This window comes from Rhizobium sp. LjRoot30 (assembly GCF_964253915.1).
Lineage (GTDB): Bacteria > Pseudomonadota > Alphaproteobacteria > Rhizobiales > Rhizobiaceae > Metarhizobium.
Map to the genome: position 1 here is coordinate 164572 of NZ_CAXUSG020000009.1, position 21612 is coordinate 186183.

A 21612-nucleotide genomic window follows, 5' to 3' on the forward strand; every position below is an offset into this window, starting at 1 on the left:
TGTCAATCTCTCGATTTTTATTCAAACGATTTCGAAAGCGGTCAGCGGCTGAGGAAATCCAGCTGATGACGCGACAGCGCCCGCGGTTCTTCGGCTGTCGTCATGTAGGTTTGGCCGAGCGTCATGGCGGCGCCCGTATCGGAATCCATGATGATCATGTGCACGAACAGCGACATGTCGGCCAGGATGTCTTCGGTATTGCCGGCGTGGAACATCTGGTGCTCCATCCACGATGGCGAGAAGCGGGCGCCAAGCGAATAACCGCAGGCATTCAGCCGGTGGCGGGTGAGGCCGCGCTCGTCCATGATCCTGGCATGGGTGTCGAAGACGTCGCCGAAGGTATGGCCGGGACGCAGCACCGTCTCGATGGCGCGGATGGTCTCCAGGCAGGCGTTATAGAGTTCCTGGTGGCGATGGGTGGCCTCGCCGATGATCACGGTGCGCATCATGGCGGCGTGATAATGGGCGCTGGCGCCGGCCCATTCGAGCGTCAGCTGGTCGGTGGCGTCGAGCTTGCGGCGGCCGGCCTTGTAGCGGCAGAGCAGGGCGTCGGCACCGGAGCCGATGATGAACTCGTTGGCGGGATAGTCGCCACCGCCGGAGAAGACAGCGCCCTGCATGGCGGCGAGGATATCGGCTTCGTCGGCGCCGGGCGCGATCAGCGCGAGTGCTGCGTCGAGGGCATCGTCGGCGAGTTCGGCGGCGCGCTCGACATAGGCGATCTCCGCCGGGCTCTTGATCAGCCGCAACCGGCTGACGAGGTACGAGGCATCGACGATCTGGCCGAAGCTCATCAGCTGGTTGTCGATCAGGCGGGCGACCCGGCCCGTCATGCCGTGCGTGTCGTATTCGATGCCGATGCGGGCGCCGAGCAGGTCCATTTCCGACAAGAGGTTCTTCAGGTCCATCGTCGGATCGGCGTTGAGGCGGTCAACCCAGACGACGATGTTGTCAATCGTCGAGGTGTGGCGGGCCTGGCGCAGGTCGGCGGAGCGGGTGATGAGCACCATGCTGCCGTCCGCCTTGACCACCAGCGACTGGAAGAAGCAGTAGCCGAAGGTATCGTAGCCGGTCAGCCAGTACATGCTTTCCTGGGCGAAAAGCAGCATGGCATCGAGCTTTTCTTCTCGCATCTTCTCAGTCAGGCGTTCCAGGCGAGCGGAATATTCGGCGCGTTCGAAGTGCAGTGCCATTTCAAGCCTCCAGAATTGCGATTGCGGAGATCTGCCGGCCGTAATCCGGCTCGGCGGCATGGGTGGTGCGGCGATAGGAGAAGAAGCGCTCCGTATCGGGATAGGTGCAGATGGCGAGGTTTTCCGCCGCGACGCCGGCATCGCGCAGGCGCTTGATGGTGAGGCCCTGCAGATCGAACATCGCATGGCCGCTCTTTTGCGACGGCGCGAAGAATTCGGCGTAGCCGGCGTCGCGCTGTACGAAGCGCTCGACGAATTCCGGGCCGACTTCATAGCTCGCCTGGCTGATCGACGGGCCGAGAACGGCGGTGATCGCCTCGCGGCGGGCGCCGAGGGACAACATCGCCTCGATGGTGTTTTCGAGAACGCCGTCGAGCGCCCCCTTCCAGCCGGCATGGGCGGCGCCGATCACGCGGTTTTCAGGGTCGGCGAAGAGGATGGGGCCGCAATCGGCGGAAAGCACGCCGAGAACGATGCCGGGCGATGTCGTCACCATGGCATCGGCTTTCGGCCGGTCGCCGGCATAGGTGGCATCAACGACCACGACGTCGGGGGAATGCACCTGGTGGACGGTCGCCAGCCGATCGGCCGGCGCGCCGAACCAGCGGGCGACGCGGGCGCGGTTTTCCTGCACCTTCAGCGGATCGTCGTTAGACCCCAACCCGACATTGAGGCCGCGATACAGTCCCTCGGACACGCCGCCTTGGCGGGTGAAGAAACCGTGCCGGATATGCCCGGAGCCTGCCAGCCGCTCGCTGACGATCGGCCGTGGCGAAGCCTCATCCTGCATGTTTGCCGCCCTCATTCTTCCTGGCGCTGCGCATGACGGACCGGCACGTTTCTCCGTTCGGAGGGGGCGGCAAATCGCATCCTGCGGCGCATTTTGGCCGGACCTTGGCCCATGGCGGACCGCTCTGTCAATCCACCGCCCGAAAGCGGCCGAGATCGATCGGCGGACTGGAAACCACAAGAACCTTGAACAATTCGCCCATCTTGCCTTCGCCTTCGCCGGCCAATCGTTCGACGGCAGCGCGGATGTCGTGCTGGGTCGCCACGTCCTTGCCGCGGCCGAGCGCGGAGGCGCGTTCCTCCAGCCCCAGCGCGAGCAGGAAATCGCCCTGGTGCGACATGCCGTTGACCTGGACGTCGCAGGCGAGCGCCGTTTGCGCCAACCTGGCAAAATCGACGTGGCTGGTCAGGTCCGCTTCACCCGGATGGGCCAGCGGCGGATCGTATTCATGCTTGCGGATCGCCTGCAGCGTATCGCCGAAGCCGGAGACCAGGTGGCCGTAGTCGATAACGACGGCCGACCCGCCGGAGGCCTTGAGCCGTTCGCAGATGGTGTTCATCACGGCTTCGCGGGCCGGCGAGATTTCGTAGATCGTGCCGTTTTCCACGCTCGCCGCCGGCGCCGGCAGCAGGGCAGGGTCGATACCGGCAACGCCAACGGCAAAAGCCAGCTCGTCGTTGTTGTCGAGCCCGACCATGCGCTCCCGGAAACCCGTCGGCGACTTGACGAACTGGCGGATGGGGATGGCGTCGAACAGTTCGTTGGCGGCCAGCAGCGTGAAGCCGGCAGGCACCTGATCGAAGGAATCGTGCCAGACCACCTTCGGCGCATGGGTGGCCAGCGTTTCGCGCTGCACGTCCTTCAGCTTGTCGCTGGTTTCGACCATGTGCACGGTCATCGTGCCGTAGAGGCTGGGAGCGATGCGAGAGATCACGCGCAGCATATCCGCCATCATCGTGCCGCGGCCGGGGCCGATTTCGACGAAGCGGACATGGGCAGGCGTGTCGTGGCGCTGCCAGGTGTGGACCATGAAGACGCCGAGCATTTCGCCGAACAGCTGGCTCACCTCCGGCGCGGTGATGAAATCGCCGGCATGGCCGAAGGGATGGCGCGTCTTGTAGTAACCGTGCTCCGGGTCCGCCAGGCACAGCGCGAAATAGTCGGTCACGCTGATCGGCCCGTTGGCGCGAATGAGTGCCTTGATCTTGTCTCCGAGACGGGTGCTCACACTGATCTCCGCATCACGTCTTTCGGGCACGCAGCACGGCCCAGATTCCCAGCAGCAGCATCGGCAGGGACAGGATCATGCCCATGGTCAGCCAGTTGCCGGCAAGATAGCCGATCTGGGCGTCCGGCTCACGGAAGAACTCGTTGAAAATGCGGGCCACGGCATAAAAACCGATAAACCAGCCGCTGACGGTTCCCGGGCGTTTCAGGGCCTTTGCGCCGAAGATCAGCGCCGCCAGCAACAGGAAAAGCAGGATGCCCTCCAGTGCCGCCTCGTAGAGTTGGCTCGGGTGGCGTGCGAAGGGGCCGCCGGTCGGAAACACCACGGCCCAGGGCATGTCGGTCAGCCGGCCCCAGAGTTCGCCGTTGATGAAGTTGGCGATGCGGCCGAAAAAAATGCCGATCGGCGCGGCGGCGGCGATGACGTCGAACATGCTCCAGAGCGCGATGCCGTTGCGGCGGGAAAAGATGACCATCGCCAGGATGGTTCCGACTAGGCCGCCGTGGAAGGACATGCCGCCGTTCCAGATCTGGATTGCCCGGATCGGCTCGGCGACGACGGCTGCGAGATCGTAGAACAGGATGTAGCCGATCCGGCCGCCGAGCACGATGCCGGCCGCAGCCCATATGAGGAAGTCGTCCAGATGGACCGGTGTCAGGGCAGGGGTGTCGTTGCGCCAGAGCGCTGCCTTTGCCGCCAGTTTGCGAGCGTAGAGCCAGCCCAGCAGGATGCCGGCGACATAGGCCAGGCCATACCAATGGATGGCGAGCGGGCCGAGCTGGAGCGCCACGGGATCGATATCCGGAAAGGGCATGATCGAAAGGAGGTGCGCGACTGTCTGCAAATTCGTAACCCTTTGGCTGGAAGCGGAAAATGGCGTCCTAATCCTGTACGGTCAAGCCGATTCTTGTTCTATCCTAAGACATCGTCGGAACGGAGCACGGCGATTCTCCTTGCATATGGCTTTTGAAGACCCTACCTCCCTGAAAAGGCGCCGGCGAAGCGAGAGCCCGGTGCTGACTGCAGCAAGAAGGAGCCAGTTTCATGTCCACCGGACCGAACCGCATTCTCGACGAGTTTGCCAAGCTGATGACCGATGCCGCCGGTGCCGCGCAGGGCGTCCGCCGCGAGGTGGAAACGGCCTTCAACGCCCAGATCGAGCGCCTGCTGAACAGCATGGACCTCGTCAAGCGCGAGGAATTCGAAGCCGTGCGCGAGATGGCCGTGAAGGCGCGCGATGAAAACGACGCCCTCAAGGCACGGCTCGATGCGCTGGAAGCGCGTCTCTCTGCCGAAGCCCGCTGAAGCTGAGTCACGCTTTCCATTTTTCATGCTGCGGCGCGATATTCGACGCGGGGGCCAGTCCGGTCTCCGCGTTTCCAACAGTAAAAACGGGTGATTTTTCCACCCTGTGGACATAGCCAAAAAAGCCAATTTCCAGAGTCGTTTATGGCGCGCTGCTGAATCAAATTCGCAGCACCTATCCACACCCATTAAGGCAAAATTTACCACCGGGGGCTGGCGTTGAGACTCCGGCATTATACACTGATTTTAAATGATGATTCGAAACGGGGCTGGTCAGGCTCGGGCAGGGTGTAAGCGTTTCCCCGCCTTCCGTTCGACGATCGTCCGAAGTGTTGTTTCCGGTAAATCGCGTGTGTCTTTCGGTGTCCGCTCCGCAACGTCGCATTCATTCCGGTCGAGAAGGTGCCGCATGAGCCTGATGGAAATGGAAATTCAACGACAGTCCAACCCGGTCGACATGATCGAGTTCGTCGCTGCCAACAACGACTGGACGTTCGAGCGGTCGGGTGAGGACGAAATCGCCATGACGGTCGAGGGTCGCTGGGCCGACTATCACGTCTCCTTTTCCTGGATGGAAGAATTCGAGGCGCTGCATGTCGCCTGCGCCTTCGACATCAAGGTGCCGGAGACGCGCGTCAACGAGGTCATCCGGCTTCTCTCGCACATCAACGGCCAGGTGCTGATGGGGCATTTCGACCTGTGGCGCCATGAGGATGTGGTGATCTTCCGCCAGTCTCTGCTCCTGTCCGGTGGCGCCGAGCCGAACAACCAGCAGGTGGAAGTGATGCTCTCCAGCGCGCTCGATGCCTGCGAAGCCTATTACCAGGCATTCCAGTTCGTCGTCTGGTCGGGCATGGACGCGCAGAGCGCCATGGCGGCCGTGCTGTTCGAAACCGTCGGGGAAGCGTGATCATGGCGCCGTCGTTTTCCGCCGGGCCGATCGTTCTCATCGGCGCCGGCAACATGGGCGGAGCGATGCTCACCGGCTGGCTGAAGAACGGCGTGCCGGCATCTTCCGTCATCGTCGTCGATCCCAACCCCTCCGAAGCCATGCTCTCGCTGATCCGCGATGCCGGCGCCCGACACGAGGCGACGCCGCCCGCAGGCCTGCAGGCCGGTGTTCTCTTCATCGCGGTCAAGCCGCAGGTCATGGATGCGGTGCTGCCGCCGTTCCGGCCTCTGGTTGGAGCCGAGACGGTCGTCGTTTCGGTGGCCGCCGGCAAGACCGTCGCTTCTCTTGAAAAGCATCTCGGCGAGGCTGCAACCGTTCGCGCCATGCCGAACACGCCGGCCATGGTCGGCCGCGGTGTCACGGGGGCTTATGCCAATGCCCGCACCACCGATCAGCAACGTGCCCACGTGCAGGCGTTGCTGCGGGTCAGCGGTCCCGTCGAATGGGTCGAGGCCGAACATGACATCGATGCGGTGACCGCCGTCTCGGGCAGTGGCCCGGCCTATGTCTTCTATCTCGTCGAGTGCATGGCGGAAGCGGGTCGCAAGGCCGGCCTGCCGGCGGACCTCGCCATGCGGCTTGCCCGCGAAACCGTGTCGGGAGCGGGCGAACTGCTACACCAGTCCACCGACGATGCCTCGCGGCTGCGCCAGAACGTCACCTCGCCCGGCGGCACCACGGCTGCAGCACTCTCCGTGCTGATGGCGGAAGACGGCATGCAGCCGCTGTTCGACAAGGCGGTCGAGGCTGCCCGCAAACGGGCGCAGGAACTGGCTGGCTGAGGACCCTTTCATGGCCGAAGAAATTACCTATGGCGACTTCGAGCGCGTCGATATTCGTGTCGGCACCATCGTAGAGGCCGAACCCTTTCCGGAAGCGCGCAAGCCGGCGATCAAGATGCTGATCGATTTTGGGCCGGAGATCGGCGTCAAGAAATCCTCGGCGCAGATCACCGTGCACTACAAGCCGGAAGAGCTTGTCGGACGCCAGGTCCTCGGCGTCGTCAATTTCCCGCCGCGCCAGATCGGGCCGATGCGTTCCGAGGTGCTGACCCTCGGTTTCGAGGACGAGGCGGGAGCCATCGTTCTCGCCGCGGTCGACAAGATGGTGCCGAACGGCAAGAAGCTGCTTTAAGCCATTTGCGGGGTGGCGTAAGCGGTTTTGCCCCTCATCCCCCTGCCGGGACCTTCTCCCCGTTTTGACGGGGAGAAGGGGTATGCCGCGCCGTTTTTGCCACGCTCAACGCTGCGCGAGGCACGTTCCCATCTCCCCGCAAGCGGCAGGCGCCCCCTCATCCGACCCTTCGGGCCACCTTCTCCCCGCGGGAGAGAAGGTGTTATGCCGCACTGTCTCCGCCACACTCAACGTCGAGCGGGGCAAGTCCCCTCTCCCCGCCTGCGGGGAGAGGGTTAGGGTGAGGGGCAAGCCACACTCGCACCGCTATCAGTGAATATCCCGCGTCACCGGATCGCCGATCGACAGGTCGTGGAACTCCGCCTCGAACCCTTCCCGCTGCGGTGAACAGAACACCAACCCGACGGCCAGTTCCGGAAAATTCGGCGGAAAGTAGGCGAGGCGGGCCATGCGCCAGTCGTCCATGCGATCGGTGCGGTACTGGATGAACAGCGCATCGAACATGCGGGTGACACGCACCGAGATGGCATCGAAATCACCGTCGAGACGGAAGGCGGACCAGTCGGAATGCTGGTTGGTGACGACCGTGCTGAAATGCCTGTGACCATCGGTATATTCGATGCCGCATTTCATCCAGTGTTTGGCATCGTGGCGCACCATCAGGCCGGCCTGATCGTAAAGATGTTCGTAGCGCCCGGAAAACGTCGCTTCCATGGTGAAATCCGATTTGCGCCAGCCATGCAGGAAATGGCCGTTGTCGTGCTCGAAGCCGTAATAGGTGTTCTGCCAGAAATCGGTGTGATGACCCGAGCGGACGACCAGCCGGCCGTCGCGCTCTTCGCTGGAAGGCGGTGGGTTGAGCCAGTTCATCGTCTTGAAATCCACCGACATCGACGCCCTCCCGGAAAACGGTTTCGCTTTCGTCTTTTTACCCTTTTCCGGGCAGGCGTAAACAGGCGCCTGTCGTGGTGTCAGGATTTTGCTTCGCTTTTCGATTTCGGCTTTTCCGGCGCATTGCGGTTGGTGAAATGGGCGTTGCCGAGCCCGGTGCCGATGGTCAACACGCCCCAGCCGCTCACATCCTGCATGAACGGGATCTGCGACAGACCCTGGACGACCGCGTCGTTGTGGACGATGACGAAGGTCGGGTGGTCGCAGATCTCCGGTATCGCCTTTGTCAGCTCTTCCGGCAGGTTAAACCGCTCGCTTTCCCAGTTGCCGCCGGGAAGGTTCTGGCCGCCCCGGTCGATCGATCCGTCCGCCTCGATGATGCCGGGGCAGGCGATGCCGATCAGCGGCGCCGGGATGAGATTGGCCTTTTCGGCCTTTCCGATCAGATCCTTGAGCATGTCGACGAGCTGCTCGATGGTGGCGCCGCGCCGGGGCGCATCGTCGGCATGCCGCCAGAGGGTCGATTTCCAGACGCGTGCCTTGGAAAGATCCGGCGCCTCCTTCATGCGCAGCTCGACGACTCCGGCGCGGATGTTGGTGCCGCCGATATCGACGGCGAGGATCGCTTCATGGCCTTTCAGCATCCAGGCTGGCATCAGGTGGGCAGCGCCGATCAGGCCGGCATCGTCGGGGTGATGCTGGATCGGCACGACCTCGATCTTGCAACCCTCCGCCTTGAGGAGAACCATGGCCCGGGCGATGGCCAGTTCGCCCACTGCGCTTTCCCGAAAACCGCCGCCGACGACAACCCGCTCCGTCTGTTTCCAGTTTTCCTGCTTCAGGTAGCGGGAGAGGACATGGGTCAACTCTCCGGCAAAATCATCGATTGCGCCGATGATGAGTGCCGCGGCTTCCTTGTCTTCGCCGTGCAGCAGTGCATCGATCTTCTTCTTCGACAGTTCTTTCGTCGGCTTGTCGCCGAGCGGATCGTCGCCGCCCTTGCTGACGCGTTTGCGCCATTCGTCGAGCTTTTCCAGGAAGGCGGATTTTCGCGCCCGGTCGCCGATGAAGCCGTCCTTGTCGCGCAGCTCGATGTTGTAGTTATCGACGATCACCGAAGGCAGGTCTTCGGCGCCATGGATGATCGGGGCGGCGATATCCTGCGTCTTTCGTGCTTTGGTTTTGGCCATCGAGGTTCCTTCTGCCGTCATGCATGTCGGCGAAAACGCGGAGAAGGGAGGGAGGTTCCGGCGCAGGGAGAATATGAGTTACCATCATCGGCTTTTCGGTCGCGGGGCGTTATCGTCTCGAAAAACTTGCCTTCGCGCCGGGCTGACCTACCTCGTTTTGCATGAGCGAAGAACAGTTGACCGAACCTACAATCCCCACCGACACCGACCGCATCACCGACGCGGTTTTCGAGCGGATCGGCGCGCGTCCCGACCAGTGGGCGCTGTTTCTCGATATTGACGGCACGCTTCTCGACCTGGCGCTGACGCCGGACGAGATCGTCGTGCCGGAAACGCTGCCCGATCATCTCCACCAGATTTCCGACAGGATGGGTGGGGCCATGGCTTTGGTGACCGGGCGGGCATTGCCTTATGCCGACGCCCTGTTCCGGCCGCACCATTTTCCCCTGGCCGGCCTGCATGGCGCGGAAATGCGGGCCGCCGACGGCCGGATGATTTTTGCGACGCCGACGCCGGAATTCGAGGCGGTCAAGGCGGCGCTCGTTCGCGAGGCCGAAAACCTGCCGGGCGTGCTGATCGAGGACAAGGGCGCGGCGGTGGCCGCGCACTATCGACTGGCGCCGCAATACGAGGCGCTGCTGGAGCGGCGCATGCGCCATTATGTGCAGGAGGCGGGGCCGGGATGGGCGCTGCAGCTTGGCAAGATGGTCTTCGAAATCCGCCCCGCCCGCGCCAGCAAGGGCGACGCGGTGGAACGTTTCATGCAGGAGCCGCCGTTTACCGACCGCCTGCCGCTCGCCATCGGCGACGACCTGACGGACGAATCGATGTTTGCCGTCGCCAATGCGCGTGGCGGCCATTCCATCCGCGTCGGTTTTGCCGCGGCGACCACATGCGCGCAGAGCCGCGCCGTTTCCCCCACCTACATCCGATCTGCTTTGGCAATGATTGCTGCCTGACCGGCCTGCAATCACGCCGGAATGCGCACCACGGCCCGCAGGCCGCCCTTCGGGCTATCACCCAGCGTGACGTTGCCGCCGTGGCTGCGGGCGATGTCACGGGCGATGGCAAGGCCGAGGCCAGTGCCCGACGCGTCGAGGTTGCGTGCTTCATCCAGACGGAAGAACGGTTTGAACACGTCGTCGCGGGCGTTTTCCGGAATGCCCGGCCCGTCGTCGTCGAAGGTGATGGTCAGCCATTTCACGCCGTGGCGGGCTTCGATGTCGAGCGTGTTGGCGTACCGCCGGCTGTTGGTCGCGAGATTGGTCAGCAGGCGGGTGAAGGCATTCGGCCGCACGGAAACCTCGTCGTCGCCTTCGATGCGGTAGGTCATCGTCTTGCCGTGCAGCTCGGCGTCCACCTGCAGCTTGTCGAAGAGGGCGCTCAGCTTCAGCTGGCCGACGGTCTCTTCCGTCTCGCCCTTGGCGAAGGCCATGTAGCCTTCCAGCATCGTCTGCATATCCTCGACATCCTCGCCCATGCCCTGCAGGTCCGGATTGTCGCCGGCGAGCGCCAGTTGCAGCTTGAAGCGGGTGAGGATGGTGCGCAGGTCGTGGCTGACCCCCGTCAGCATGGCGGTGCGCTGCTCGATCTGCCGCTCGATGCGCTCGCGCATCAGGATGAAGGCGAGGCCGGCACGGCGGATTTCGTCGGCGCCGCGCGGTGAGAAGTCGGGCGACTTCTGCCCCTTGCCGAAACTTTCCGCCGCTTTCGCCAGCGCCAGGATGGGCCGGATCTGGCCGCGCAGGAACAGGATCGAAATAACGATCAGGACCAGCGACGCGCCGACCATCCAGAGCAGGAAGATGTGCGTGTTCGAGGCATAGGTCTGGCTTCGGCGGGCAAAGACGCGCAGCACCTTGTTGTCGAGCTGGATGCGGATTTCGACGAGACGGGAATCGCCGAGCGTGTCGATCCAATAGGGCAGGTGGATCTGCTTGTTGATTTCGTCGGAGAGAATTTCGTCGAGGATCGAGAAGAACGGTTTTGGCCGCGGCGGCGGCAGTTGCCCGCCTTCCTCGATGGATACCGTCAGGTTCAGCCGTTCGCGGGCGATGCGGATGATGTCGGAAACATCCTGGTTCTGCGGGTGCAGCTCGATCAGGTCGATGATGGCGGCGACGTCGCGGGTGACGGCGGTCGAAAGCCGTTGCGTCACCATCTGCCAGTGGCGTTCCATGAACACGAAGGCGATGACTGTCTGCAGCAGGATGATCGGAATGAGGATGATCAGCAGTGACCGGGCGTAAAGGCCGGTTGGCAGCTGCCGACGCAGCCAGCGCCCCATAGAGCGTAATCCCGTGGACGTGCCGCGTTCCTGATCGCGCCTTAGAGTGTCGAAGCTTGCCATCGGGCGTGCCCCTCAAGTTGATCGGCTATCGGGCTAATCGATGCTCAGCCGGTAGCCGATGCCGCGGACGGTCTGCAGCCAGACCGGATTGGCCGGGTCGTCCTCGATCTTGCGCCGCAGGCGATTGATCTGGACGTCGATGGTGCGCTCGCCCACCTCGGCATCGCTGCCGACGAGTTCGTGGCGCGGAATGGTGTCGCCGGCGCGCAGCGCAAAGAGCAACATGATCTCCTGCTCGCGATCGGTCAGCCGGATGATTTCCGATGCCTTCTTCAGCTCCTTGCGCGAGATGGAGAAGGTATAGGGGCCGAACATCACCTGCTCGATCTTCGGCGCGCCGCTCGGCACGTTGCGGCGCAGGATGTTGTTGATGCGCAGCACCAGTTCGCGCGGATCGAAAGGCTTCGGCAGGTAGTCGTCGGCGCCGGCCTCAAGACCGGCGATGCGCGCGGAGGATTCGGCGAGCGCCGTCAGCAGGATGATCGGCACCTTCTTGATGGCGGTGAGGCTCTGGGTCAAGGACAGGCCGGATTCGCCCGGCATCATCACGTCGAGAATGATGAGATCGAAATCCAGGCCGTTGAGCTTGCGCCGCGCCTCCGCCGCATCGGCGGCGACGGTGATGCGGAAGCCCTGTTCCACCAGGTAGCGGTTGAGCAGGGCGCGGATGCGCGTGTCGTCGTCCACGACCAGAAGGTGGGCGGCATCGTCGGAAAGGGGCGTCTTTGTCGTCATCTCATCCAGCTTCCGATGTCTTGCGGTCGCGCATGCCATCGAGGAACAGTTTTACGCCGGGGCGCATTTCCGGCGGCACCTTCTCGAATGCCCGCGCGATACGGCGGGATTGCGGCTCGGCCAGCGCCAGCGCCAGGTCGCGCCCGGCCTGTGTCGGGTAAAGCTTACGCTGCCGCCTGTCTTCCGGGCCGGCCACCTGGCGAATATAGCCGGAATCGATCAATTGCTTCAGTACGCGTGCCAGGCTCTGCTTGGTGATGTTGAGCGTATCCAGAAGGTCGGCCACCGTCATGCCCGGCTCGCGGTTGACGAAATGCACGACGCGGTGATGCGCCCGCCCAAAACCGCTGCTGGCAAGGATGGCATCCGGATCGGACACGAAGTCGCGGTAGGAGAAGAACAACAGCTCGATGATCTCGAAATCGATTGTCTCCGTATTGCCGAGCGCCGTCTCCAGCGGTTCCGGTTTGGCAGCCTTTGCATGCGACTGTCGTGACACCTCGGCACTTCCTTTCCTGTAACCCGTCTGCGACGAAAGAATCGCCAAGATATGTCAGCCTTGTTGACATAAATTTTCGTCGCTGGTAATTTCCGCCCCCGAACGGAGATCCTTCGGTCGTCTGCTAGATTGTTCAACCTAAGCGCTGACCCCTGAAACTCCAACAAAAATCAAGGATAAGTTTCAACCCCTTTGCGCTTTCGATAGACTGTAAGGGTGGGGATAATCAACTTTTAAAAGCATGGCGTACGGGCGCCGGAGGAAGAGAAGATGGCAGCAGTTCCTTTTGACCAACTCGACGGATACATCTGGTTCAACGGCGAGTTCGTGCCGTGGAAGGAAGCGAAGATCCACGTGCTGACGCACGGCCTGCATTATGCCAGCGGCGTCTTCGAGGGCGAGCGCGCTTATGGCGGCCGGGTCTTCAAGCTGACCGAACACAATCAGCGCCTGCACCGCTCCGCCGAAATCCTCGGCTTCAAGATCCCCTACAGCGTCGAGGAACTGGATGCGGCGACCATCGAGCTCCTGAAGCGCCAGGGTTTTGCCGATGCCTATGTCCGGCCGATCGCCTGGCGCGGCAGCGAGATGATGGGCGTTTCGGCCCAGAACAACCGCATCAACGTCGCCATCGCCATCTGGCAGTGGGGCAGCTACTTCAATCCGGCCGAAAAGCTCAAGGGCATCCGCCTCGACATCGCCGAATATCGCCGTCCCGATCCGAAGACGGCGCCGTCCGCTTCCAAGGCTGCCGGCCTCTACATGATCTGCACGATTTCCAAGCATGCTGCGGAAGCCAAGGGTTACGCCGATGCGATGATGCTGGATTATCGCGGCCAGGTGGCCGAGGCGACCGGCGCTAACATTTTCTTCGTCAAGGACGGCGTCATCCACACGCCGCTGCCGGATTGCTTCCTGAACGGTATTACCCGCCAGACGGTCATCGAGCTTGCCAAGCGCCGCGGTTATGAAATCGTCGAGCGGGCGATCTGGCCGGAAGAACTCTCCACCTTCAGCGAATGCTTCCTGACCGGCTCTGCGGCGGAAGTGACGCCGGTTTCGGAAATCGGCCCCTACAAGTTCACGCCGGCGACGATCAGCGAAACGCTGATGAACGATTACATGCGCGAAGTGTATCCGGCGGAAGCAGCCGCCGCGGAATAAGCGGTTCGGGCACATTCGATTAAGGGGGCGGTCGGCAACGGCCGCCCTTTTTGCGTTGAGAGGGCTGTATCCCGCGAAACAGCGGAGCGGCAGCCGATCCGGCATTGTCCGGCTCAAGCAAGGCGAGGGCGATTGTCGAGATCGTGCCGGACGCCACGAACGAGACCGGAGAGACCGATGACCACAATTTCGCCCGCCATCCACGCCGAATCGCAGGTCCGCAAGCAGCTGCGCCCCGTTGTGATTGCCGTCGTCACTGCCAAGCTTCTGGCGGCCGCAATCCTCGTTACTTCGGTCAATCTGGCTCCTCCCGCCGTTGCCGACATGCAGGTTGCCGCGCTCAGCAAGAATTAAGCTGATCCCACTGCCTTTTCTGTCTATACCGCCATGCATCGAACACGTCGAAGCGAGGCGCTCATGGGCATGCTCCAGGCCGGTATCATTCCGGTGACCCCTTTCCAGCAGAACTGCACCATTCTCTACGACATGGAGACCAAGGAAGGGGTGGTGGTAGATCCGGGCGGCGACGTCGACACCATCCTGCAGGTCATCCGCGACAACGGCTTCGACATCAAGGCGATCTGGCTGACTCACGGTCACATCGATCACGCAGGTGGAGCCGACGAACTGCGCGAAGCCCTCGGCATCCAGGTCATCGGGCCGCATGAGGACGACCTGCCGCTGCTGCAGGGCCTCGAGAAACAATCGAAGATGTTCAATGTGCCGATGGTTGTGCGCAACCTCGTGCCCGACCAGTGGTTGAAGGATGGCGACCGCGTTTCTTTCGGCGATCACAGTTTCGAGGTCTACCATTGCCCGGGTCATGCGCCGGGCCATGTCATCTATTTCCACCGCGAGCAGGGTTTCGCCCATCTCGGCGACGTGCTGTTCCGCGGCTCCATCGGCCGCACCGATCTTCCCGGCGGCGATCACCAACAGCTTCTCGATTCGATCCGCGACAAGGTCCTGCCGCTCGGCGATACCGTCGGTTTCATCTGCGGTCATGGCCCGGGCGGACAGATCGGCGAGGAGCGGCGGACCAACCCGTTCCTCAAGGGCATCTGACAGGCGTCCCAAACGAAAAATGCGCCGGGCAAGACCGGCGCATTTTCAAGGATCGGATTGTCCCGCCGTCAACCGGCGGTGCAGAAGTGTTCCTGGCCGTCGTAACCGACATAGGTGCCGGTCGACGGATCGAAGCTGCGGTAACGCTGCGAGCAATAACGGCGCCATGCGCCCGACCACGGGCGAAGCTCGCGCGACGGCTCGACATAACCCGGATCTTCGACATAGACGCGGCGCGAGCGATAGACCGGCACCGGCTCGACATAGTCGGGATCGACGTAAACCGGCTCTTCCTCGACATAACGCGGCTGGTTCGCAAGGGCGGAACCGATGAGTGCGCCGGCAGCCAGGCCAGCGACGCCGAGCGCAACCGCGTCCCGGTCGTTATGATGGCGGCGCCAGTGGCGGTCGCCTGCGGATGCAGGCGCAATGGCAGTCAATGTCGTCGCTGCGACGGCGACGCACAGAACAAGAGTTTTCAAAATCGTGTTCATCGGTGGTGTCCTCGACCCAGAACCCGAACGTCAATGTTCGTTTCATCTGATGAAGGCACACTATCGACCTTATGCTGAATGGTGTCTGAACGACAAAACCCGGCATGACTGCCGGGCTCCAACTCGAAGCACAAAGCCGAAAAGGCTTAGCCGGCGATCTGCAGATTGACGGCCTTCGGGCCCTTGCCGCGACGATCCGGTTCCGTGTCGAAGCTTACCTTCTGGTTTTCCGAAAGTCCCGAGAGGCCGGAAGCCTGCACGGCAGAAATGTGTACGAAGATATCCGCGCCGCCATTGTCCGGCTTGATGAAGCCGAAGCCTTTGTCGGTGTTGAAGAATTTTACAGTGCCAGTCTCGGCCATGCGTCAGGTCCTTTTCTCTCCGCCCGTGTCAGACCGGGCAGCATTACACTATCTTGCCCTGGCGGGCGGGGGGCAGGCAGTTCTCGAATTTTGAGGAAAGGGTCCCGTGTTACCGCAATCAGCGAAACGACACTCCATAACGGATGGTCTTTCTTCCAATCGCCCGGAACTTCTTGCGTCTCCGGCGCGCATTCATTTTTAAGGTCTTCCCGTGTTCGCAAAATGCCCGAACACAATGAGAGTGCTGTGTTTATTTAAAATTGGCAAGCAAAACTTTTCTAAAGCCGCGTACGGCCATGCCGCGCGAAACCGGTCTGGACTTCGTGAATCTGTCTCCGGGGAGCCGTGAGGATGGCTCCGGCTTGCAAAATCCATCGCAAACGATGTTTTTTGCACAATATTACGGCACTCGTGGGTCATTTTGAGGCGCGGACTGCATTTTATAGTATCGGCACAAAAGTTTAAAAAAAGTTCGGTCTTTTCACCGGCACGATCGAAAAGCTGTGCTTGTAGCATGTCTGGCATAGATGCTTCGCCGTTTGCCGGCGTTTTCAGGCTATCGGAGGGATTGATGCGTGCCTGCTCAGCAAGACCTGTTGGCATTTTATTAACCCAACGTATGGCTTAGCCGATCTTGGCCCGTTTTCGCAATCTCTAAATTGCAGAAATTGCTCGAGCGGGGAAGGATGGTGCAGGCGCCTGGCTGCGGTTCTGGATGTGCCGGCGGGTCCGCGCCTGCCGCGCCCGGTTTTGCACGGGGTCGGCAAGGAACGCCGGTTGTCACAGGCGGCAACCGGCTCATGCATCGATGTCGGAACCTAGATCTGGACGAGCTTGCAATTCTGGTCGGTCATTCGGGTCCAGCCGGCGATCAACTCGCTCGGTACTTGGGAATCTGTGCCGATCGGTACACCTGCATATGTCCCGGATGCCTTTTTCGGATAGGAAACCCAGGTGATGTCGTCATTTGCCTTGTAAAAAAGATCGCTTCCGGAAGGGTTCGATTTTGACGAATGCACACGATTCAGAAGTATGACGACGGATTTGGCCATCGACCCGCCAGAGTTCGGGCCGAGGCCTTTCATGATGCGGTAGAGCGTCGTCGAAGGCGATTTCAGCCCTTTTTTTACCCGCTTGGAAATCTCCTCGGCGCTCATATAGGTCGCGCCGGTCCATGTGCGGTTCGTTCCATTCGCAAAGGTCAGCAGGTGTCCGTGCTTGCCGCCGACGGAGACCTCGTTGTTCTTGATGTGGGCGATGAAAAGATCGCTGGCGAGTTCATCCTTGGCGCGACCGATATCAGGAATATGAATTGCATACATTCCGTTGTGGCCAACATAGATCAGGCCCATGCAGCCGATGATTCCAGTAATTCCAATTTTGTCGTTGGCGTTTCCGTATTTGTACATCGGGGCGAAATACATTTGTTTTCCAATATCTTAATGTTAGTGATTTATTAATGATATCGGTCTCGTCAAAAATTGACAATGTGGCCGCGTGTTATTACATGCCTCAAAATTGTATAAAATAGCGTCGAATGAATACTTCATTTTCTCGAAATTCAACTTGCCGGTGAGGGCTCGACCAGCTGCGCATCCAGAATGTAGCGCAGGGGGCCACGTTCCGTCGCATCGAAGGGCCAGCAGGTCGCCAGAACAAGATGGCGGCCTTGTGCGGCGATGTCGATGCCGTTTTCGTCCCAGCGGCTGACGCGGCCCTGGCCGGCGATAAAGCTCATCGTCCTGCCGTCGGCCCGTTCGACCTCGATACGGTCGCCGGGCCTGACATCCTTCAGCCAGCTGAAATGCGTATCGCGATGCGCTGCAATGACGGCGGTGCCTTCATCCCCGGGTTTGGGCGTGGTGGCAAGCCAGGCAGGGCCGAAAGCCAGGGTTTCGCCATTGGCGCCGGCGAGCACGATGGCCGACTGGCCGATGCGCGGGGCGCTGATCCTCGCCGCCGTGGTGAAGTCCGCCCAGGGCCATGGCCGGCTCGGACCTTCCCCGGCCAATTCCGCGGCAAAACTGCGGGCCAGCAGTACCTGCGCCAGCTGCGCCTTGGCCTTGATGTAAAAACCGTGCCCGATAAAAAGCAGGCCGCACATGCCGATGGCCGCGGCGGTCGCGGCAACCAGCGTTTCGAACCGGTCGAGGCGCCCCAAAAACATGGGGCGCCGTGCTGTTTGCGGCAGGGCCATCATCAGCTCCGCGCGAAGAGGCGGACGCGGCGCAGGCGGAGCCAGAACGCTGCGGCCAGCGCCGTCAGCAGAAGCAGCAGGCCGATCAGGATATGGCGGTCTGCGGGTGTTGCCGTCTGCGGCAGGTTGACGCCGGCGCTACGCTTGGCGAGCAGGCTTGCGGTTTTTGCCGTCGGGGCGGCGGCCATCATCTCGGCCGTCTCCATTGCCACCTGCTGCAGGGTACCGGCAGGCAGGGAGGCATCCTTGTCACCGGTCGGCGAGGGCAGGAGCGGCTTCTGTTCGCCGTAGACCTTCTCGAAGTCCCAGCCTTCCGGCAAGTTCACCGGCATGTCCGTATCCGTCAGCGGCTCGTTTTTCGGGCGCGTGGCCGTGACGTCGACGGCGACGAGGCTGGTGACGCGCGAGACGAGGTGGTGGGTCATCGCCACCGTCTCGATCTGCCGGTCGATGGCCTGCGGATCGTTGATGCGGTAGCCGCTGGCTTCCAGGTCGTCGATCTTGCGCCGCGCCCACAGCTTGGCGATGCCCTTGCCGGCAGCCGCCTGGTCGATGCTCATCTCGACGCGCCACGGCTGGTCGCCGGTGCGGCCGGTGATCAGGAGTTTGCCGGATGTGCCGCCCGCCGGCAGTTCGGCGGTCAGCACCACCGGCTCACCGGCATAGAGGTCGGGCATCGGGTTCGGCGTGATGTTTTCCGCCTTGGCCTGGTCGAAGGTGGCGGCGATATCGGTCATGGCCGGATGTTCCAGCTTGCCGAAGAGTTCGCCCATTCGGGCGGCGACCTGGTCCTCCGAGCCGATATGGGTGAAAGTGCCGCGGCCGAATTCGGCGGCCTTGCTCATGAAATGCGTGTTCGGGGCCGAGCCGATGCCGACGGTGAAGACGCGGGCATCGCCGCGGTTGCCGTCGATCTCGCTGAAGAGCTGGCCCTCGTTGCCGATGGCGCCGTCGGTCAGGAACACCACCTGGCGCAATGCGCCTTGCGCCACTGGCCCCTGGTTTCGCAGGGCCGCCTGCAGCGCCGGCAGCATCTCGGTGCCGCCATCGGCCGTGAGGCCGCGGACATAGGCGATGGCCCGTTCGCGGTTGTCGGCAGAGGCGGGGACGAGGCCCTGGAAATAATCGGTCATCGTGTCATCGAAACGGATGACGTTGAACCGGTCACCGGCCTTCAGGTTGGAGATCGCCAGCGCCAGGCTATCGCGCGCCTGCTCGATCGACGGACCGGACATCGAGCCGGAATTGTCGATGACGAAGACCACCTCGCGCTTGGCGGGCGTGGCGTTGTCCTGCTGCGTGGCGGGCGGCGTGACGAAGGCCATCAGATAGTCGCGCCCGGCGACCGTCTCGCGAAAGAGGCCGGCGGTCGGCGTCTTGCCGGCGGCGGCTTTCCAGGTCAGCTCGAAATCGCGGTCTGCCGGCACGGCCGACGCTTTCAAGGCGATCAGCCGCGACTGCGTGTCCGGTTCGGTCAGGGTGATCTCGTGGAAGGGCGACTTGACCTCACCGAGCGGGAAGCCGGCCTTCAGGTTGACGGTCAGCGATACCGGGTTGATCTTGGCATTCTTTTCCGGATCGAGCACCGGCGGTTCGATCTTGTCGCGGTTTTCGACGGGATCTTGCGTGACCGCAAAGCCGGTTCCACCGTTGAATTCGACCGACTGGACGATGGGTGCGGGATTGTAGCGCGGCGCCACCACCATCGGGAAACGCAGCGAGAACTCGCCGCCCGACTGGCGGACCGCCTGCTGGTATTCGATCTGGATCACAATCGTTTCACCGGGGCCGATATTGGCGACCTGGTTGGTAAAAATGTTCGGCCGCTGCTGTTCCAGCAGGGCCGCCTTCTTGCCGTCCGCCTTGGCGTCCTCGTAGATCTGCCGGGCTTCCTCGCGCGGCTTGATCTGCCCTTCGATGAAGCGGTCGCCGATCTGCATGCGCAACTCGTCGACGGCGGAATCGTCGGTGAGCGGGAAGACGTAGGTGCCTTCCACCCAGCCCTTGCTCGGATTCTGAAAGCGCTGGGTGACCTTGACGCGGGCGATCGGGCCGGAAACGTCGATCTGCACGTCGGTCTTCAGTCGCGGCGCCTCGACGAAGTATCCGAGTTCCTTCGACGGGAAGAGCAGGGCGCCCGAATTCATGTCGTTGGGCCGCACCAGTCCCGAAAGTTCCGCCGTTGCCGGCACAACGGTTTCCGCTCGAGCGACCTGTGTCGTGCTCAACAGGCTTCCCGTCGCCGCGAATGTGGCGAGAAGCGCGGTCATCGCGATCCATAGGGCGCTGCTGCCGCGCTGTGCGCGGAGACGCCGCGCCGCACTCTCATTGTCCGTGAACATCTCAAACCCCCAAGTTCAGTCTTCACCGCATCAGATGAGGCCTGAAAGCCGGCGGGCTATGGACGGAATTGCGGCGGGGCGGCGCATTTCTCATGACGAATTGATGGCAATCGAAGATTGCAGCGGCGGATGAGAATTCTGCGAATAAAACGCTACACCAGATCGTCATTGTCTATATTCTCTAGGGATTTCAGCTTGCTTCGTCATCGGATGATGAAGGGCGAGGTGTGTCTTTTGGTTGTGTTTGTGCGCCTTTTGCCAGCTGGGCGAGGCAGGCGAGCTGTCTGCGGATGCGGTTCATTTCACAAAGTGATGGTTTCCATCACGAGAAAACATGCATCGGTAACGCGTTTCTGCTTGAAACCCCGGGCGACATTCGACATAGAGCATGTCGCCGGCCTTTGGCCCGGAAATGCCCGGGCGCCGGCTGTTTTCAACAGATCAGGATCGATCATCATGGCCTTCCTTGCCGACGCCCTTTCCCGTGTAAAGCCCTCTGCCACCATCGCCGTTTCGCAGAAAGCGCGCGAGCTGAAAGCCAAGGGCCGCGACGTGATCGGTCTCGGCGCCGGCGAGCCGGATTTCGATACGCCCGACAATATCAAGCAGGCCGCCATCGACGCGATCAATCGCGGCGAGACAAAGTACACGCCGGTCGCCGGCATTCCCGAACTGCGCAAGGCGATTGCCGCGAAGTTCAAGCGCGAGAACGGCCTGGACTACACGCCGGAGCAGACGATCGTCGGTACGGGCGGAAAGCAGATTCTTTTCAACGCCTTCATGGCGACGCTGAACCCGGGCGATGAAGTCGTTATCCCGGCACCTTACTGGGTGTCCTACCCGGAAATGGTGTCCTTGTGCGGCGGTACGCCGGTGATCGTTTCGGCGACGCAGGAAAACAATTTCAAGCTCCAGGCCGCCGATCTCGACAAGGCGATCACGCCGAAGACCAAGTGGTTCGTGTTCAACTCGCCGTCCAACCCGTCGGGCGCCGCCTATAGCCATGCCGAACTCAAGGCCCTGACCGATGTGCTGCTCAAGCATCCGCATGTCTGGATCCTGACGGACGACATGTACGAGCACCTGACCTATGGTGACTTCAAATTCGTCACCCCGGTCGAAGTCGAGCCGGCGCTCTATGACCGCACGCTGACGATGAACGGCGTCTCGAAGGCCTATGCCATGACCGGCTGGCGTATCGGTTATGCTGCCGGCCCGCTGCCGCTGATCAAGGCGATGGACATGATCCAGGGCCAGCAGACCTCCGGTGCCACCTCGATCGCCCAGTGGGCGGCCGTCGAGGCGCTCAACGGTCCGCAGGACTTCATTCCCGCGAACAAGAAGATCTTCGAAGGCCGCCGCGACCTCGTCGTGTCGATGCTGAACCAGGCCAAGGGCATTACTTGCCCGTCGCCGGAAGGCGCTTTCTACGTCTATCCGTCCTGCGCCGGCCTGATCGGCAAGACGGCGCCGTCGGGCAAGGTCATCGAGACCGACGAAGATTTCGTCTCCGAACTGCTGGAATCGGAAGGTGTCGCCGTCGTTCATGGCTCGGCTTTCGGCCTCGGCCCGAACTTCCGCATTTCCTACGCAACGTCGGAAGCCCTGCTGGAAGAAGCCTGCAAGCGCATCCAGCGCTTCTGCGGCGCCTGCAAGTAAGCAGCGCTTTCAGACTGCCATTCATGAAGGCGGCGCCGCAAACGGCGCCGCCTTCATCGTTT

25 protein-coding genes are annotated in these 21612 nt (G+C 62.0%); 9 read left to right on the forward strand and 16 right to left on the reverse strand.

What is annotated here, in order from left to right:
- Positions 1-41: 41 nt before the first annotated feature.
- The 4 genes from ACSQ3I_RS18810 to lgt all read right to left on the reverse strand — a co-directional run bounded on the left by ACSQ3I_RS18810 (position 42) and on the right by lgt (position 4055).
- Positions 42-1193, reverse strand: coding sequence for a M24 family metallopeptidase (locus ACSQ3I_RS18810; protein ID WP_436001509.1), 1152 nt, complete (start codon positions 1191-1193; stop codon positions 42-44).
- Between the two features lies 1 nt (position 1194).
- Positions 1195-1983 carry a peptidoglycan editing factor PgeF gene (gene pgeF / locus ACSQ3I_RS18815; protein ID WP_436001511.1) on the reverse strand — a complete coding sequence of 263 codons (789 nt, stop codon included), beginning with the start codon at positions 1981-1983 and terminating at the stop codon, positions 1195-1197.
- A gap of 127 nt (positions 1984-2110) precedes the next feature.
- Positions 2111-3211 carry a class I SAM-dependent methyltransferase gene (locus tag ACSQ3I_RS18820; protein WP_436001513.1) on the reverse strand — a complete coding sequence of 367 codons (1101 nt, stop codon included), beginning with the start codon at positions 3209-3211 and terminating at the stop codon, positions 2111-2113.
- A 13-nt stretch (positions 3212-3224) separates the two neighbouring features.
- The gene (lgt, locus tag ACSQ3I_RS18825; RefSeq protein WP_436001515.1) at positions 3225-4055 is read right to left on the reverse strand and encodes a prolipoprotein diacylglyceryl transferase; all 831 of its coding nucleotides are present in this window, start codon (positions 4053-4055) and stop codon (positions 3225-3227) included.
- A 200-nt stretch (positions 4056-4255) separates the two neighbouring features.
- Between lgt and ACSQ3I_RS18830 the strand changes: the two genes are divergently transcribed.
- The 4 genes from ACSQ3I_RS18830 to ACSQ3I_RS18845 all read left to right on the forward strand — a co-directional run bounded on the left by ACSQ3I_RS18830 (position 4256) and on the right by ACSQ3I_RS18845 (position 6602).
- Entirely contained in the window at positions 4256-4516 is a 261-nt protein-coding gene (locus ACSQ3I_RS18830) for an accessory factor UbiK family protein (protein ID WP_436001517.1), read from the forward strand.
- 409 nt (positions 4517-4925) lie between these two features.
- Positions 4926-5426, forward strand: a complete 501-nt coding sequence (locus tag ACSQ3I_RS18835) for a YbjN domain-containing protein (protein WP_436001519.1) — start codon at positions 4926-4928, stop codon at positions 5424-5426.
- 2 nt (positions 5427-5428) lie between these two features.
- Positions 5429-6250 carry a pyrroline-5-carboxylate reductase gene (gene proC / locus ACSQ3I_RS18840; RefSeq protein ID WP_436001521.1) on the forward strand — a complete coding sequence of 274 codons (822 nt, stop codon included), beginning with the start codon at positions 5429-5431 and terminating at the stop codon, positions 6248-6250.
- Between the two features lie 10 nt (positions 6251-6260).
- A complete protein-coding gene (locus tag ACSQ3I_RS18845) occupies positions 6261-6602 on the forward strand; it encodes a tRNA-binding protein (protein WP_436001523.1) in 342 nt (113 codons plus the stop codon).
- 309 nt (positions 6603-6911) lie between these two features.
- Here ACSQ3I_RS18845 and ACSQ3I_RS18850 read toward each other — a convergent pair whose 3' ends face one another.
- Both ACSQ3I_RS18850 and ACSQ3I_RS18855 read right to left on the reverse strand, forming a co-directional pair.
- A complete protein-coding gene (locus ACSQ3I_RS18850) occupies positions 6912-7493 on the reverse strand; it encodes a DUF1349 domain-containing protein (protein WP_436001525.1) in 582 nt (193 codons plus the stop codon).
- 80 nt (positions 7494-7573) lie between these two features.
- On the reverse strand, positions 7574-8683 hold the full coding sequence (locus ACSQ3I_RS18855) for an ROK family protein (protein ID WP_436001527.1): 1110 nt from the start codon (positions 8681-8683) through the stop codon (positions 7574-7576).
- Between the two features lie 161 nt (positions 8684-8844).
- On the opposite strand from ACSQ3I_RS18855, the gene otsB reads away from it, so the two are divergent.
- Positions 8845-9642 carry a trehalose-phosphatase gene (gene otsB, locus ACSQ3I_RS18860; protein ID WP_436001529.1) on the forward strand — a complete coding sequence of 266 codons (798 nt, stop codon included), beginning with the start codon at positions 8845-8847 and terminating at the stop codon, positions 9640-9642.
- Between the two features lie 11 nt (positions 9643-9653).
- Here the strand turns inward: otsB and ACSQ3I_RS18865 are convergent, their stop codons facing one another.
- From ACSQ3I_RS18865 to ACSQ3I_RS18875, 3 genes are read right to left on the reverse strand one after another with little or no spacing between them, the layout of a single operon-like run.
- Positions 9654-11033: an ATP-binding protein gene (locus ACSQ3I_RS18865; protein WP_436001530.1), complete on the reverse strand. Its 1380-nt coding sequence runs from the start codon at positions 11031-11033 to the stop codon at positions 9654-9656.
- 33 nt (positions 11034-11066) lie between these two features.
- Positions 11067-11768 (reverse strand): response regulator, encoded by a 702-nt coding sequence (locus ACSQ3I_RS18870; protein ID WP_436001531.1) that lies wholly within the window; start codon positions 11766-11768, stop codon positions 11067-11069.
- 1 nt (position 11769) lies between these two features.
- Positions 11770-12267 carry a MarR family winged helix-turn-helix transcriptional regulator gene (locus ACSQ3I_RS18875; RefSeq protein ID WP_436001532.1) on the reverse strand — a complete coding sequence of 166 codons (498 nt, stop codon included), beginning with the start codon at positions 12265-12267 and terminating at the stop codon, positions 11770-11772.
- A gap of 270 nt (positions 12268-12537) precedes the next feature.
- On the opposite strand from ACSQ3I_RS18875, the gene ACSQ3I_RS18880 reads away from it, so the two are divergent.
- From ACSQ3I_RS18880 to ACSQ3I_RS18890, 3 genes are all read left to right on the forward strand, one after another.
- Positions 12538-13431 carry a branched-chain amino acid aminotransferase gene (locus tag ACSQ3I_RS18880; protein ID WP_436001533.1) on the forward strand — a complete coding sequence of 298 codons (894 nt, stop codon included), beginning with the start codon at positions 12538-12540 and terminating at the stop codon, positions 13429-13431.
- A gap of 177 nt (positions 13432-13608) precedes the next feature.
- On the forward strand, positions 13609-13785 hold the full coding sequence (locus ACSQ3I_RS18885; protein ID WP_436001534.1) for a hypothetical protein: 177 nt from the start codon (positions 13609-13611) through the stop codon (positions 13783-13785).
- 69 nt (positions 13786-13854) lie between these two features.
- Positions 13855-14496 (forward strand): MBL fold metallo-hydrolase, encoded by a 642-nt coding sequence (locus ACSQ3I_RS18890; protein WP_436001579.1) that lies wholly within the window; start codon positions 13855-13857, stop codon positions 14494-14496.
- A 68-nt stretch (positions 14497-14564) separates the two neighbouring features.
- Here the strand turns inward: ACSQ3I_RS18890 and ACSQ3I_RS18895 are convergent, their stop codons facing one another.
- The 7 genes from ACSQ3I_RS18895 to ACSQ3I_RS18925 form a co-directional block, all read right to left on the reverse strand.
- The gene (locus ACSQ3I_RS18895; RefSeq protein ID WP_436001535.1) at positions 14565-14990 is read right to left on the reverse strand and encodes a BA14K family protein; all 426 of its coding nucleotides are present in this window, start codon (positions 14988-14990) and stop codon (positions 14565-14567) included.
- A gap of 146 nt (positions 14991-15136) precedes the next feature.
- Entirely contained in the window at positions 15137-15352 is a 216-nt protein-coding gene (locus tag ACSQ3I_RS18900) for a cold-shock protein (RefSeq protein ID WP_003494703.1), read from the reverse strand.
- A 198-nt stretch (positions 15353-15550) separates the two neighbouring features.
- The gene (locus ACSQ3I_RS18905; RefSeq protein ID WP_436001536.1) at positions 15551-15955 is read right to left on the reverse strand and encodes a hypothetical protein; all 405 of its coding nucleotides are present in this window, start codon (positions 15953-15955) and stop codon (positions 15551-15553) included.
- A 215-nt stretch (positions 15956-16170) separates the two neighbouring features.
- Complete coding sequence (locus tag ACSQ3I_RS18910) at positions 16171-16776, reverse strand: hypothetical protein (protein WP_436001537.1); 606 nt, start codon at positions 16774-16776, stop codon at positions 16171-16173.
- 137 nt (positions 16777-16913) lie between these two features.
- Positions 16914-17594: a class GN sortase gene (locus ACSQ3I_RS18915; RefSeq protein ID WP_436001580.1), complete on the reverse strand. Its 681-nt coding sequence runs from the start codon at positions 17592-17594 to the stop codon at positions 16914-16916.
- Entirely contained in the window at positions 17552-19891 is a 2340-nt protein-coding gene (locus ACSQ3I_RS18920; protein WP_436001538.1) for a marine proteobacterial sortase target protein, read from the reverse strand. The genes ACSQ3I_RS18915 and ACSQ3I_RS18920 overlap by 43 nt, the downstream gene beginning before the upstream one ends.
- A 302-nt stretch (positions 19892-20193) precedes the next feature.
- Positions 20194-20349 (reverse strand): hypothetical protein, encoded by a 156-nt coding sequence (locus tag ACSQ3I_RS18925; RefSeq protein ID WP_436001539.1) that lies wholly within the window; start codon positions 20347-20349, stop codon positions 20194-20196.
- Between ACSQ3I_RS18925 and ACSQ3I_RS18930 the strand changes: the two genes are divergently transcribed.
- Positions 20348-21550, forward strand: coding sequence for a pyridoxal phosphate-dependent aminotransferase (locus ACSQ3I_RS18930; protein WP_436001540.1), 1203 nt, complete (start codon positions 20348-20350; stop codon positions 21548-21550). The genes ACSQ3I_RS18925 and ACSQ3I_RS18930 overlap by 2 nt on opposite strands.
- Positions 21551-21612: the final 62 nt, after the last annotated feature.